A 12,756-nucleotide genomic window follows, 5' to 3' on the forward strand; every position below is an offset into this window, starting at 1 on the left:
ATGCGTATTCTTCTGACCAACGACGACGGTATCAACGCGGAGGGTTTCGCCGCGCTTCGCACCATCGCGGGCGAACTTTCCGACGATGTCTGGTGTGTAGCGCCCGAGACCGACCAGAGCGGAACCGCTCATTCGCTCACGCTGCATGATCCCTTGCGCGTAAGGAAGCTTGACGAGCGCCGCTTTGCCGTGCGCGGCACGCCGACCGACTGCGTCATCATGGGTGTTCGCGAATTGATGGACGGCCCGCCGGATCTTGTGCTTTCCGGCGTCAATCGCGGACAGAACGTTGCGGATGACGTCACCTATTCCGGCACCATCGCAGGCGCCATGGAAGGCATCTTGATGGGCGTGCGCTCCATAGCGTTGTCGCAGGCTTATTCCTGGAGGGCGGGACAGAAGCCGGATTTCGGGACTGCGATCGCGCATGCGCCGGACCTTATCCGCAAGCTTCTCGATATCGACCTGCCGTCCGACACGTTGCTCAACGTGAATTTCCCCGCCGTTTCCGCTGAAGAGGTCGCCGGGGTCGATGTGACTCGGCAGGGGAAACGGGAAGTCGGTGCCCTGTACGTGGATGCGCGCGTGGACGGGCGCGGCGTACCTTACTATTGGCTTGCCTTCAGGGGCGAGGAGGAAACCCCTGCGGAACATACGGATCTCGGCGCCCTTCGCGCGGGTTATATCTCCGTCACGCCGATGAAACTCGACCTTACGGCCGAATCGCTTAGGGATACGCTCGTGACCGCGCTAAAATAGGCGCAGGTAAGGTCATGAGCTCATGACCTGAGGGGGGCGTGAACTTGAACGACGATTTTGACCACGACAGTCCAGAGCCGACGCCCCAGGAGGTGGAGGCCAGGGCCGGCTTGATCCTGGATCTCAGGAGGCAGGGTATTCGCGACACGCGGGTGCTGTCGGCGATAGAGCGTGTTCCGCGCCGTTTTTTCCTCACCGCCAAGCTGCAGAAACACGCTTACGACAATACGGCTTTGCCGATCGAATGCGGCCAGACGATTTCCCAGCCCACCGTCGTCGGCATGATGACGGAAGCGCTTGATGTGAAGCCGGAGCATCGCGTGCTTGAGATCGGTACCGGATCCGGTTTTCAGGCCGCGGTCCTCGGGCATTTGGCCAAGGAGGTCTATTCGGTGGAGCGCTACCGCACGCTTGCCGATCTTGCGCGCGACAGGCTGTCGGCCTTGAAGCTGAAGAACGTCTTCGTGCACTTCGGAGACGGCATGCTGGGTCTGCCCGAACATGCCCCGTATGACCGCATAATCGTGACGGCGGCTGCGGATCCTATCCCCCAGGCATTGATGGATCAGCTTGCCGATGATGGGAAGCTGGTGGCGCCGGTTGGCCATTCCGGCGGCATTCAGGAGCTTGTCCTTTACGAAAAAACGTCGAATGGCCTCGTGAAGCGTAATCTTGGCGCCGTGCGTTTCGTTCCGCTTCTGCCGGGTGCCGCCAGCAGCCTTTAACCATCAAGCCTGCGGTTTGGCCGGCTAGCTGTCTAATAGTTGCAAAATGTGAAGGTCCGCTCCCGCGGTGTGTTCGCGCTGGCGTCGCCTGGCCGCAAGTTCCTGAAATAACCGGAAAAACGCGAAAATTCCTTTAGGGAAAATTCCTTGCGGAAAAGACGCAGCGGCAGAGCAAAACGCCGCTCATCCGTACGTTTTTCGCGCTCTTTAAGCCTTTATCAACGTTACCGCGATTTACTTGTGAAGAACATTTCTTCCGGTGTCTTGAGTCCGAGTAGCGCCATGATCACGCATTTCACCAGACGGCAAGCCCACTATCTTTCCCGCACTGCAATTGTGGTTGTTATTGCGGCAATGGCAGCAGGGTGCAGCTCCCACGTCGACCGGTTCGAGGGGCCGATCTACACCGGCAGTACCGGCAACCAGAAGAAGATCCTCAACCAGGGCTTCGAGCAGCCGAGTTTCGATGATATCGCGGCCGGGCCGACGGCGTCGACGGTGAAGCGAAACAAGGTCGAATCGGCGGATCTTCCGCCGGCGAACGGTTATTCGCCGCCTTCCACCACCGGATCGATATCCAAGTCTTCCAGGCTCTCGCCGACGTTGAAGCCGATCCCGACAAGTGGTGGACAGAGCACTCTTCAGGCGCAAGCGCAGGCCGAAAGCGGGGCCCAGGCGCCCCGCACCTCGCGCGGCTGGTCGACCGCGGGCGGCACGCACGTCACGGTAACGAGCGGTGACACGCTCTATTCGATGTCGCGGCGCTATGGAGTGCCTCAGAAAGTGCTGGCGGATGTGAACGGGCTCGATTCGGCTGCCTCCCTTCAGGCCGGTCAGAAGATCGTCATCCCGACCTACAGTGCTTCGCCAGGCAGGTCTGCTACGAATTCCGCCCCGGTGCGTCTGCCGCCTGCAAATGGCGAGCCGAGCGTGACGGGCACCGTGCCGAAATCCGCGGCACGCCTGAATACCACGCTGCCAAGGCCGGAGCCGAAGCCCGAGAGCGTGCGCGTCGCGTCGGTTCCGGCGACGACGGTGACGGATGCTTCCGTCGGTACGCCAAGCAGGAAGCCGGAAGATACGGCTGCCGGCGCGGGGCGTCCCACCGCGAAAGTCGGCAGGGCGGAGAAAGCAGCTGGCGAGCCGTCGCGCGTCGTCACGACGGAGCGTGTTGGTTCGAAGAAAGAGGAAAAGCCGGAGAAGGTGGAGGTTGCCGCGCTGGCATCCAATGCGGCCGATCCGAATGAAGGCCGCTTTCGCTGGCCGGTGCGCGGGCGCATTATTTCCGAGTTCGGCTCCAAGCCGGGCGGCACGCGAAACGACGGCATCAATCTCGCCGTGCCGGAAGGAACCGAGGTCAAGGCCGCCGATGACGGTGTCGTCATCTACTCCGGCAACGAGCTCAAGGGCTATGGCAACTTGATCCTTGTCCGCCATAGCGAGGGTTGGGTGTCTGCCTATGCCCACAACAGCAAGCTGTCGGTCTCGCGTGGTGACAGTGTGCGTCGCGGCGATACCATCGGATATGCCGGGGCGACCGGCTCGGTAAGCCAGCCGCAGGTCCATTTCGAGCTTCGAAAGGGCAATAAGCCCGTCGATCCGATGCGTTACATGTCGCGGGGCTGATAGCCGCGCGGCGCTTCACCCCGGAAGCTTTTCACTCGCCGAGCGTCCTCCCGAGACGCCCGGCGAGATCCTGTATGTATTGGAAGGCGACGCGCCCGGAGCGGCTGCCGCGTGTCTGGGCCCATTCGATCGCCTCGGCCTTTAGCACCACAGGCGCGACATCCAGTCCGTAGTGATCGACATAGCCTTCGATCATCTTCAGGAATTCGTCCTGGCTGCAATTGTGGAAGCCGAGCCAGAGGCCGAAGCGGTCCGACAGCGAAACCTTTTCTTCCACGGCTTCGCTTGGGTTGATGGCCGTTGAGCGCTCGTTTTCGATCATGTCGCGCGGCATCAGGTGGCGGCGGTTTGAGGTCGCGTAGAAAAGCACGTTCGCCGGACGCCCTTCGATCCCGCCTTCCAGCACGGCCTTGAGTGATTTGTACGACGTGTCGCCGCCATCGAAGCTCAGGTCGTCGCAAAAGACGATGAAGCGGTGCCGGCTTTCTTTCAGGTGCGCCATCAGGCGCGGCAGGCTTTCGATATCCTCGCGGTGGATTTCGATGAGCTTCAGGCGGCGGTCCGCGCCGTCCTTTTCCAGGGTCGCGTTCACCGTCGCGTGCGAGGCTTTCACCAGCGACGATTTGCCCATGCCGCGCGCACCCCACAACAGAACGTTGTTGGCGGCGTATCCTTTCGCAAACCGCTCCGTGTTTTCAACAAGTTGGTCTCGCATCCGGTCGATGCCGTGCAACAGGTCGATTTCCACACGGTTGACCTTTGTCACCCCCTCCAGCCGCTCCGGGTGAAGATGCCACACGAAGGCATCCGCCGCCTCGAAGTCCGGCTTTGCCGGCTCGGCGGGGACCGCGCGTTCGATCAAACCGATCAGGCGGTCCAGTTTCGCGGCGATCAGGCTTGCATCGGTATCTTGCGGCATCTTCGCGTTCCCGGTGTTTGTTGTTGCGCGGCCCGCGGGCTGTCGTTAATTCAGGCTCCATTATCACGACGGCGCCAAACGCCAAAGTGGTCGTGCGGATGGGTTACGGCGTGCCTTGCATTAGCGGGCATGGTCGCTATAGTCCGCGCACCATTGATCAATGTACGGTCTTGTGGGATTCCGGGTCGGTTTGACAAGCTCTGCCAGCCGGATCGCCACAGTTTCCCGAGGAGATGTTCATGCTGATTACTCCTGCGTTCGCGCAAGGCGCTCCTGCGGCGGGCGGCGCGGATTTCCTGATCTCGATCCTGCCCTTCATCCTCATCTTCGTGATCATGTATTTCCTGATCATTCGCCCGCAGCGGCAGAGGATGAAGCAGCATCAGGAAATGGTGTCGAACCTGCGGCGCGGCGATACGGTCGTGACGACCGGCGGGCTGATCGGCAAGGTCTCCAAGGTTATCGACGACGGCGAGGTTCAGCTTGAACTCGGCGAAGGCGTCAAGGTTCGTGCGGTGCGCAGCATGATCCAGGAAGTGCGCTCCAAGTCGGAACCTGTGAAGGAAAACGGCTGAGCGTCGGCCAACTGACGCCGGGCTGGGAAAAATGCCCCGGTCCGGCAATCGAACGGGTTCCCTGTCATGCTTTATTTCGCACGCTGGAAGATCGCGCTGATCGTCCTCGTAGTCCTAGCCGGCCTCGTTTCCACGCTGCCGAACTTCTTTTCCACCGAAACCTTGAGGCAGATGCCGGATTGGCTGCCGAAGCGCCAGATCGTGCTCGGGCTGGACCTGCAGGGCGGCGCCTATCTGCTTTATGAGGTGGACAAGCAGGATTACATCCAGAAACGCCTGAAAACCCTGGTTGGCGATATCCGCCAGACACTGCGTGAGGAGCCGCGCATCGGCTATACGGGCCTTGGCGTGCAGGGGCAGGGCGTACAGGTGCGCATTCGCGACGTGCAGCGCATCGATGAGGCGCGCAACCGCCTGTCGGAGCTTGCAAACCCGCTGGTATCTTCGCTCTTCGGCGGCCAGCAGGTAAATGAATTCACACTGGATGTGTCGGAAGACGGGCTGGTTCGCTTTACCTTCACCGAGGAAGGCCTTGCGCAGCGCGTGCGTTCCATCGTCCAGCAGTCGATCGAGGTTATCCGCCGCCGCGTGGACGAACTCGGCACGACCGAGCCGAACATCCAGCGCCAGGGCGAGGATCGTATCCTTGTCGAGGCGCCGGGCGAAAACGATCCCCAGCGCCTGAAGGCGCTTGTCGGCCAGACCGCGCAGTTGACCTTCCACATGGTGGACGTCTCCATGTCGGCGGAGCAGGCGCTGCAGACGCGCCCGCCGGCCGGCACCGTGGTCATGGACTCCATCGACGAGCCGCCGATCCCCTATCTTCTGGAGGAAGCGCCGCTCCTGTCGGGTGAGGATCTCGTCGATGCACAAGTCTCCTTCGATCAGCGCACCAACGAGCCGGTGGTGAACTTCCGCTTCAACACTTCTGGCGCGCGCAAGTTTGCCATCGTCACGCAGCAGAATGTCGGCCGCCCCTTCGCGATCGTGCTCGACAGCGAGGTGATCTCGGCTCCCGTCATTCGCGAGCCGATCACCGGCGGTTCGGGACAGATTTCGGGCAGTTTCGACGTCGAATCGGCCAATGATCTTGCCGTGCTCCTGCGCGCCGGAGCGCTTCCCGCCAAGCTTACGGTGGTGGAGGAACGTTCGATCGGCCCGGGTCTTGGCCAGGATTCGATCGATGCCGGGCGCCTCGCATCGCTGATTGGTGCGGCAGCGGTCGTCATCTTCATGGTGCTGGCCTATGGCCGCTTCGGCGTCATGGCCGACATCGCGTTGACGGCGAATATCCTTCTGATCTTCGGCGCGCTGACCTTCCTTCAGGCAACGCTCACGTTGCCGGGCATCGCTGGCATCGTGCTGACGATCGGCATGGCGGTGGACGCCAACGTGCTCATCTTCGAGCGTATTCGCGAGGAATCGCGCGCCGGCAGATCGGCGATAAGCGCGATCGACGCCGGGTATTCCCGTGCGCTCGGTACGATCCTTGATGCTAACATCACGACGCTGATCGCCGCGGTCATTCTTTTCCAGCTTGGTTCCGGCCCGATCCGCGGTTTCGCAGTCACGCTTGCCATCGGCATTTTCACCACGGTCTTCTCCGCCTTCACCTTCTCGCGTCTGCTTGTCGCGCTGTGGGTGCGCTGGCGCCGGCCGAGCCATTTGCCGATCTGAGGGACAAGTCATGCTTTTGAAACTGGTTCCCGAAAACACCCATTACCGCTTCATGTGGCTGCGCCGGTACAGCTTCCCGCTGTCGGCCCTCATCGCGGTCGCCTCCATCGTGCTGTTCTTCACCGTCGGGCTGAATTTCGGCATCGACTTCAAGGGCGGCACGGTCATCGAAATGAAGACCAACGAGAGCCCGGCGGATATTGCACAGATCCGCGCGGACCTCGGAACGCTGGACCTGGGCGACGTTCAGGTCCAGAGCTTTGGTGGGCCGGACGAAGTCCTGGTCCGTATCCAGCAGCAGGACGGTGGCGAGCCCGCCCAGCAGGCGGCCGTTGCCAAGGTTCGAAGCAGTTTCGAGAACAGGGTGGAGTTCCGCCGGATCGAGGTGGTCGGCCCGCGCGTTTCGGGCGAGCTTGCCCAGGCAGGCACGATTGCCGTGATCTCGGCGCTGGTCGTGATCCTCTTCTACATCTGGTTCCGGTTCGAGTGGCAATTCGCGATCGGCGCCATAGTCACGACGATCAACGACATCATCGTCACCGTCGGCCTCTTCGTCGTCCTGCAGCTTGAATTCTCGCTGTCCAGTATCGCCGCGATCCTGACGATCATCGGTTATTCCTTGAACGATACCGTCGTCGTCTACGACCGGATTCGCGAAAACCTGCGCCGGTACAAGAAGATGGCGCTTCCCGAACTTCTCGACCGGTCGATCAACGAGATGCTGTCGCGCACGGTGATGACCTCCGTCACGACGCTTCTTGCGCTCATCGCCCTATATATCTTCGGTGGAGAGGTTATTCGCACGTTCACGCTGGCGATGATCTTCGGCATCGTGATCGGCACCTATTCGTCGATCTTCCTTGCCGCTCCCATGTTGATCTTCCTGAACCTGCGGCCGGGCGGCGGACAGGCAAAGGCCGACAAGGAGGACAAGGAAGAAGACGACAGCGCGGCTGCGCCGGCATAAGAGGGCGCGGGAAGGTTCCGGGATGGCCCAGAGAGGACAGGGCATCGTCATTCGCGACGCGCATTTTCCAGGGCGCGCGCCTGTCGATGCCTATGGCAACGGCGGCTTCCGCTTCGCGAAGATGTCCCATCGCGGCTCGATATTGAGCGTGCCCAGCGGGATCTACGGCTGGTTGCCGGCGACTGTCGAGGAATTGACCATTGAGGCTTTCGAGCGGGTCTTTGAAGAAGCCGGCGAGATCGAGGTGCTTTTGATCGGCACCGGGCCCGATATTCGCCGTGTCCCGCCTGCGCTTCGCGAGGAGTTTCGCGCCCGCGGCATTCGCGCCGATTCCATGGCGACCGGGGCGGCTGTCAGAACCTACAATGTGTTGCTTTCCGAAGACAGGGCCGTCGCCGCTGCACTTCTCGCCGTGGACTGATCCGTGCGGCGTTCTACTTCAATCACAATGAAGAGTGCCGCCGACCATTGCCAGTCGTTCGTTCGCGAATCCGACAGAGACCGTTATCTCGCTTCGCTGTTCGCGGGCGACGAGACCAGGCGCGGGCTCTTTGCGCTTTATGCCTTCAACACCGAGGTCTCGCGGGTGCGCGAGATCGTGTCGGACCCGCTTCCCGGCGAAATCAGGCTCCAGTGGTGGCGCGATGCGCTGGAGGGCGAAGACCATGGCGATGTTGAAAGCCATCCCGTATTGGCGGAGCTTCGCTGGGCAATCGAGCGTTTCAATCTGCCGACAGCGCCGCTCGTCAACCTGATCGAGGCGCGCACCTTCGATCTTTATGACGATCCGATGCCGAGCCTGAACGATCTTGAGGGCTACACGGGAGAAACGTCTTCGGCGCTTATCCAGCTTGCGGCGATCGTGCTGGCCAATGGCGAGGATCCGGGCACGAGCGAGGTCGCGGGCCATGCTGGCATAGCCTATGCCGTCACCGGGCTACTGCGCGCGCTGCCGCTTCATGCCGCCCGCCGGCAGATGTTCCTGCCGGCCGACGTGCTTGAGCGTCATGGCGTTGATCCGGAAACGGTCTTCCGCGGCAAGACGTCGCCTCAGCTGAAGTCCGCTGTGGAGGAACTGCGCCTTTACGCAACGGAGCACCTGCTTCGCACCCGCAGCCTTATCGGCTGCGTCGGCTCCGGGATCATCCCGGCCTTTCTGCCGGTTTGCCTGGTGGAGCCGCACCTGGAGCGCATGCGAAAGAAGAGCTACGACCCCTTGCATGATTTTGTCGAGCTTTCGCCCCTGAAACGCCAGTGGGTTCTGTGGCGCGCCTGGAAGAGTGCATGCCGGAGCTGCCGACACCGCAGCGTCTGAAGATTCTATTCCGCCGCTTCCCGTGTCGGGGCGATGCCCGCGACCCAGCGGTCGAAATCCGCAAGCGCTCGGCGGGAAAGCGCAAGGTTGCGCGCCTTCTTTTTCGCCTGGCCGCGAAGCCGCTTTCCGTCCTCGCCCTTGGTCGGCGCTTCGACTGGCGGAAACAGGCCGAAATTCACGTTCATTGGCTGGAAGGAGCGGGGGCCCTCGTCGTCGCGCGAAATGTGACCGCCGGTGATATGCGCGAGGATCGCACCCATCGCCGTCGTCTCCGGCGGGCGTGATATCTCCTGACCCAGCCGTTCGCATGCTGCGAAGATGCCGGTCATGCAGCCGACGGAGGCCGATTCCACATAGCCCTCGCAACCGGTGATCTGGCCGGCGAAGCGCAGCGAAGGCCGTGCTTTAAGCTTCAGCGTTGCGTCAAGCAGCTTCGGCGAGTTCAGGAAGGTGTTGCGATGCAGCCCGCCGAGGCGCGCGAAAGAGGCTTCCTGAAGGCCCGGAATCATCTGGAAGACCTCGACCTGGGCTGAATATTTCAGCTTCGTCTGGAAGCCGACCATGTTGTAAAGCGTCCCAAGGGCGTTGTCCTGGCGCAGCTGGACCACTGCATAGGGCTTGACGGTCGGGTTATGGGCGTTTGTCAGCCCCATCGGCTTCATCGGCCCGTGGCGAAGCGTTTCGCGCCCGCGTTCCGCCATTACCTCGATCGGCAGGCAACCGTCGAAATAGGGTGTGTCTTCCCATTCCTTGAACTCGGTCTTGGGCCCGTCGATCAGCGCGTCGATGAACGCCTCGTATTGTTCCTTGTCGAGCGGGCAATTCACGTAGTCCTTGCCCGTGCCGCCGGGGCCCACCTTGTCGTAGCGCGACTGGAACCAGGCGGTTTCCATGTCGATGCTGTCGAAATGGACGATCGGGGCGATCGCATCGAAGAACGCCAGTTCGTCCTCGCCGGTAACCTTCAGGATCGCGTCGCTGAGCGCGGGCGAGGTGAGGGGGCCGGTGGCGATGATCGCGCTGTCCCAGTCTTCGGGCGGAAGGCCGGCGATTTCGCCGCGTTCGATCTCGATCAGCGGATGAGCCTCCAGCGCCTCGGTGACGGCTCTGGAAAATCCGTCGCGATCGACGGCGAGCGCGCCGCCTGCGGGCACCTGGTTGGCATCGGCTGCGCGCATGACCAGCGATCCGGCGCGGCGCAGTTCCTCATGCAACAGTCCGACGGCGTTGAACTGCGCATCGTCGGAACGGAAGGAATTGGAGCAGACGAGTTCGGCAAGTCCGTCGGTCTTGTGTGCGTCCGTGCCGCGAACGGGCCGCATCTCGTGCAGGACGACAGGCACGCCCCGGTTCGCCATCTGCCATGCGGCTTCCGAACCGGCAAGACCGCCGCCGATCACGTGGACAGGCTTCATCGTCACTCATCCTTCATCGTGCTGTCTGGCGCCCGCGCCGGTCCTGCCGGCGCTTTGCCTGCCCCCGTATATGTGGGAGGTTCAGGGTCTCGCAAGCGATTTCGCCGTGGACGAGATCGCTCTGAACGCAATGCGCCGCAAATCCGTCTTGAGGTAGGACAGCCTGTCGGGGCGGAATTCCACAGCCTCTGCCGGATTGCGGCTCTTGTCCCATTTCCGGTCCTTCCAGCGCTCGTAGAGCGCCTGGTCGAGCGCGTTTTCCTTAAGGATCCTGTTCTTCCACTTTTCCGGCAGGCTTTTCTTGTCGTAAATCCTGAGCGAGGTAACGTTTCGCGGCGTCGGTTCCTGCTCTATGCCGAGTTCGGCTGCCATGCGGCCCAGGAATTCATCGCTGTGCCGGTAGGATCCGACATAATGAAAGTCCCGCAGGTATCTTTCGATGGTTTCCAGCCTTTCGCGTGACGGCATGAATTCGAGCTTCGGGTAGCCGATGCCGAGGTAGCGGAAGAGGAAATGCTGGGCGACGGGGTTTTTCTGGACCGATCTGTACCATAGTCCGAACGGCAATATCTCGCGACCGGCTTCCACGCCTTTCTGCATCGTGAAATTATAGTGCGATACGAAAAAGCCGACCGGGTCGCGCAGGTTCACGCATTCCCTTACTTCCCTGTCCTGAAAGCGATCGATCAGATAGCGGGGCAGTTGATGTCCCGATAGCGCCACTATCCTGCGGAAATCTTCAGGAAAATCGGCTCGCTTCGGGCCGGGTTTGAATATGCTGCGAATGTTTCCGTCCTTGTGGCCGAACTCCGCAATCTGGTCTGGTGAAAGTTCGTCGCGCAAAAATCCACGGACCGTTGAACCGGCGCACTTCGGTATATGCACGATGAAATAGGCGGGGATATCCATCTTCTGCATGTCGGCGGAAGTCTTCACGGGCTGTATTCTTCTTGATCATCTTGTGTGGTGGGGAAATCGACCGCGAGTTCGACCATGCACGGCCTATTGGCCTCAGGTCGGCACCCCGTATGGGGGATTTAAACTGGACCCAGAGGCCAGCTTGCATGGAATTTTGCTGCTCGAAGGGGCATTTAGTGGCCGATATCGGGCGGGAATGCAAACGCTTATGCACACGGGCGTGAAATTCACCTGCATTCGCGGAGAAGGAAATTGAATGTTCCGTAACGGCATGAAATATCTGGCACTATGCGCCGTTACGGGGGCGACGCTCGCGGCCTGCGGGACGGCCCAGATCAGCAGCCATTCGGGCGGCTGGTATCGTCAGCATTCCGGCGTCATGCCGCGCGCCGATGGCAGGCTCTATATCTGTCACGGTTTCGGCTGCGCATATAAAACGCCGGTCGATTTTTCACCCGCCCAATTGTCGAAGCTTCGCAATATTGTCGCGAATGGCGCCGCATCGCCGGTGGCCGAACGGCGGGCGATCGCGAAGGCCGTCGCCTGGAACGAGGCGCGTGTCGCCCCGGTTGTCGGCTCGGCGAATGATGTCGGTGGTTACGATCTCACGAATTCGGGCGAGCGCGGCCAGATGGATTGTATCGACGAGGCGACGAACACGACGAGCCTTTTGCTGGTCATGCAAGGCAAGGGATACTTGCGCTATCACGAAGTTGTGTCGCCGGTTGCGCGCGGCTTTTTCATTGATGGCGAGTATCCACACGCGACGGCGGTCGTGCGGGAGAAGGAGAGCGGTCGGGCCTTTGCGATCGATTCCTGGCCGCGCGGCAATGCGCAAGCACCCGTGGTTCAGGATCTCGGATCGTGGTTTGCGTCGCTTCCAGCATCCTGAAGCCCGCCGCTCGGTTCATATAAGTCTCTGAACCCGTTCCAGAAAAAGACAACGCCCACCGGAGGGAGGAGAACCGGTGGGCGTTGTTCCTGAGAGCCGGCCCCTTGGGGGGAAGTAAGAGCCGGCTTTGTGGGCTGCCTTGGCTTGGGAGGGGGAACGCCTCGGCAACCTCTTCGTGAATTCATATGGTGTTTGTCAGGCGATTTTCCAGATTAATGCAATTGCATAGCAGCCTTGCGAAAATCGCATATCATACCGCGTCAGCGGATAACGTAGCGGGATGGGCAGCCGGCGGCACGGCAGCCGAGGCCGAGGTCTTCCAGCTCCCGCAATGAAAGGCGGGAAAGCTCGTCTCGCGTCTGGCGGTACTTCTTCCAGGTTTGGTAGCTTCGGATAACGGTATCGAGCATGGGTTCACTTTTGTTTTGATCGTCTTTTTAGCCGCTTCGGCGTTGCGAAGCGGCTGTTGTTGTGTGGGGTTTAGCCGGTTCGCCGGCTAAATGGCAGGCCGTCCTCGGCATGACTGTCCTGCGAATGCTGCAGAGCACAATCATGTGAGTGCCGCGTCATGGAAGGGCGGCCGCCGCGGAGCCGATATTCAGAATTTGGGAGATGCCGGGCAATCGCGGAAGGTATCCCTACCCGAAAATGCGAACGCCCGCCGGTGGGAGGAGGTACCGGCGGGCGACGCAATGTCCGGCTAGGGCTGGGAGGAGGATGCCTTCGCCGGGAACGTTCAGGGGTATAGGGAGGAGGAATACCCCTTGAACGCGAAGCTCTGAATTCAGATGATCTGCTGGCGGGCGACGAAGCGAATGTCGCCGCGGCCGATGCCGATGTCGTTGAGTTCGCGGTTGGAAAGACGCGACAGTTCGTTGACTGTCTGCTGATAGGTCTTCCAGCTGCGGTACTTGGTACGGATCGAATCAAACATTTACTGCCTCCATCCATCTGGGAGTGGGGCGGCA

Annotated in this window: 14 protein-coding genes; 9 read left to right on the forward strand and 5 right to left on the reverse strand. The window is 61.2% G+C overall.

What is annotated here, in order from left to right; all coding sequences use genetic code 11:
- The 3 genes from surE (at window position 1) to GR183_RS06605 (ending at window position 3,110) form a co-directional block, all read left to right on the forward strand.
- Window positions 1-759: a 5'/3'-nucleotidase SurE gene (gene surE / locus GR183_RS06595; RefSeq protein WP_160774773.1), complete on the forward strand. Its 759-nt coding sequence runs from the start codon at window positions 1-3 to the stop codon at window positions 757-759.
- 38 nt (window positions 760-797) lie between these two features.
- Window positions 798-1,484 carry a protein-L-isoaspartate(D-aspartate) O-methyltransferase gene (locus tag GR183_RS06600; RefSeq protein ID WP_376765751.1) on the forward strand — a complete coding sequence of 229 codons (687 nt, stop codon included), beginning with the start codon at window positions 798-800 and terminating at the stop codon, window positions 1,482-1,484.
- A gap of 282 nt (window positions 1,485-1,766) precedes the next feature.
- Window positions 1,767-3,110 (forward strand): peptidoglycan DD-metalloendopeptidase family protein, encoded by a 1,344-nt coding sequence (locus GR183_RS06605; protein ID WP_160774774.1) that lies wholly within the window; start codon window positions 1,767-1,769, stop codon window positions 3,108-3,110.
- Window positions 3,111-3,141: 31 nt separating this feature from the next.
- Here the strand turns inward: GR183_RS06605 and GR183_RS06610 are convergent, their stop codons facing one another.
- On the reverse strand, window positions 3,142-4,029 hold the full coding sequence (locus GR183_RS06610; RefSeq protein WP_160774775.1) for an ATP-binding protein: 888 nt from the start codon (window positions 4,027-4,029) through the stop codon (window positions 3,142-3,144).
- A gap of 239 nt (window positions 4,030-4,268) precedes the next feature.
- On the opposite strand from GR183_RS06610, the gene yajC reads away from it, so the two are divergent.
- The 5 genes from yajC to GR183_RS06635 all read left to right on the forward strand — a co-directional run bounded on the left by yajC (window position 4,269) and on the right by GR183_RS06635 (window position 8,563).
- The gene (yajC, locus tag GR183_RS06615; RefSeq protein ID WP_160774776.1) at window positions 4,269-4,604 is read left to right on the forward strand and encodes a preprotein translocase subunit YajC; all 336 of its coding nucleotides are present in this window, start codon (window positions 4,269-4,271) and stop codon (window positions 4,602-4,604) included.
- 66 nt (window positions 4,605-4,670) lie between these two features.
- Window positions 4,671-6,281 carry a protein translocase subunit SecD gene (gene secD, locus GR183_RS21925; RefSeq protein WP_160774777.1) on the forward strand — a complete coding sequence of 537 codons (1,611 nt, stop codon included), beginning with the start codon at window positions 4,671-4,673 and terminating at the stop codon, window positions 6,279-6,281.
- 10 nt (window positions 6,282-6,291) lie between these two features.
- Window positions 6,292-7,248 (forward strand): protein translocase subunit SecF, encoded by a 957-nt coding sequence (secF, locus tag GR183_RS21930; RefSeq protein WP_202395867.1) that lies wholly within the window; start codon window positions 6,292-6,294, stop codon window positions 7,246-7,248.
- A 22-nt stretch (window positions 7,249-7,270) separates the two neighbouring features.
- Window positions 7,271-7,669 carry an Mth938-like domain-containing protein gene (locus GR183_RS06630; RefSeq protein WP_160774778.1) on the forward strand — a complete coding sequence of 133 codons (399 nt, stop codon included), beginning with the start codon at window positions 7,271-7,273 and terminating at the stop codon, window positions 7,667-7,669.
- Window positions 7,670-7,696: 27 nt separating this feature from the next.
- A complete protein-coding gene (locus GR183_RS06635) occupies window positions 7,697-8,563 on the forward strand; it encodes a phytoene/squalene synthase family protein (protein WP_160774779.1) in 867 nt (288 codons plus the stop codon).
- A gap of 5 nt (window positions 8,564-8,568) precedes the next feature.
- Here GR183_RS06635 and trmFO read toward each other — a convergent pair whose 3' ends face one another.
- Together trmFO and GR183_RS06645 are read right to left on the reverse strand one after the other, a co-directional pair.
- Window positions 8,569-9,978 carry a methylenetetrahydrofolate--tRNA-(uracil(54)-C(5))-methyltransferase (FADH(2)-oxidizing) TrmFO gene (trmFO, locus tag GR183_RS06640; RefSeq protein ID WP_160774780.1) on the reverse strand — a complete coding sequence of 470 codons (1,410 nt, stop codon included), beginning with the start codon at window positions 9,976-9,978 and terminating at the stop codon, window positions 8,569-8,571.
- 81 nt (window positions 9,979-10,059) lie between these two features.
- Window positions 10,060-10,914: a hypothetical protein gene (locus GR183_RS06645; RefSeq protein WP_160774781.1), complete on the reverse strand. Its 855-nt coding sequence runs from the start codon at window positions 10,912-10,914 to the stop codon at window positions 10,060-10,062.
- Window positions 10,915-11,152: 238 nt separating this feature from the next.
- Between GR183_RS06645 and GR183_RS06650 the strand changes: the two genes are divergently transcribed.
- On the forward strand, window positions 11,153-11,788 hold the full coding sequence (locus tag GR183_RS06650; protein ID WP_160774782.1) for a hypothetical protein: 636 nt from the start codon (window positions 11,153-11,155) through the stop codon (window positions 11,786-11,788).
- 260 nt (window positions 11,789-12,048) lie between these two features.
- Here GR183_RS06650 and GR183_RS06655 read toward each other — a convergent pair whose 3' ends face one another.
- Window positions 12,049-12,198 carry a DUF1127 domain-containing protein gene (locus GR183_RS06655; protein WP_160774783.1) on the reverse strand — a complete coding sequence of 50 codons (150 nt, stop codon included), beginning with the start codon at window positions 12,196-12,198 and terminating at the stop codon, window positions 12,049-12,051.
- Window positions 12,199-12,572: 374 nt separating this feature from the next.
- Complete coding sequence (locus tag GR183_RS06660; RefSeq protein WP_160774784.1) at window positions 12,573-12,722, reverse strand: DUF1127 domain-containing protein; 150 nt, start codon at window positions 12,720-12,722, stop codon at window positions 12,573-12,575.
- Window positions 12,723-12,756 lie beyond the last annotated feature (34 nt).

This window comes from Stappia sediminis, from assembly GCF_009826895.1.
Classification (GTDB): domain Bacteria; phylum Pseudomonadota; class Alphaproteobacteria; order Rhizobiales; family Stappiaceae; genus Hongsoonwoonella; species Hongsoonwoonella sediminis.

Excerpts from the sequence above, each read along its gene's own strand:
- GR183_RS06605 (WP_160774774.1), top strand. The coding sequence starts at position 1,767 with ATGATCACGCATTTCACCAGACGGCAAGCCCACTATCTTTCCCGCACT.
- GR183_RS06630 (WP_160774778.1), top strand. The coding sequence starts at position 7,271 with ATGGCCCAGAGAGGACAGGGCATCGTCATTCGCGACGCGCATTTTCCA.
- secF (WP_202395867.1), top strand. The coding sequence starts at position 6,292 with ATGCTTTTGAAACTGGTTCCCGAAAACACCCATTACCGCTTCATGTGG.
- yajC (WP_160774776.1), top strand. The coding sequence starts at position 4,269 with ATGCTGATTACTCCTGCGTTCGCGCAAGGCGCTCCTGCGGCGGGCGGC.
- GR183_RS06635 (WP_160774779.1), top strand. The coding sequence starts at position 7,697 with ATGAAGAGTGCCGCCGACCATTGCCAGTCGTTCGTTCGCGAATCCGAC.
- GR183_RS06660 (WP_160774784.1), bottom strand. The coding sequence starts at position 12,722 with ATGTTTGATTCGATCCGTACCAAGTACCGCAGCTGGAAGACCTATCAG.
- trmFO (WP_160774780.1), bottom strand. The coding sequence starts at position 9,978 with ATGAAGCCTGTCCACGTGATCGGCGGCGGTCTTGCCGGTTCGGAAGCC.
- surE (WP_160774773.1), top strand. The coding sequence starts at position 1 with ATGCGTATTCTTCTGACCAACGACGACGGTATCAACGCGGAGGGTTTC.
- GR183_RS06610 (WP_160774775.1), bottom strand. The coding sequence starts at position 4,029 with ATGCCGCAAGATACCGATGCAAGCCTGATCGCCGCGAAACTGGACCGC.
- GR183_RS06650 (WP_160774782.1), top strand. The coding sequence starts at position 11,153 with ATGTTCCGTAACGGCATGAAATATCTGGCACTATGCGCCGTTACGGGG.
- GR183_RS06655 (WP_160774783.1), bottom strand. The coding sequence starts at position 12,198 with ATGCTCGATACCGTTATCCGAAGCTACCAAACCTGGAAGAAGTACCGC.
- secD (WP_160774777.1), top strand. The coding sequence starts at position 4,671 with ATGCTTTATTTCGCACGCTGGAAGATCGCGCTGATCGTCCTCGTAGTC.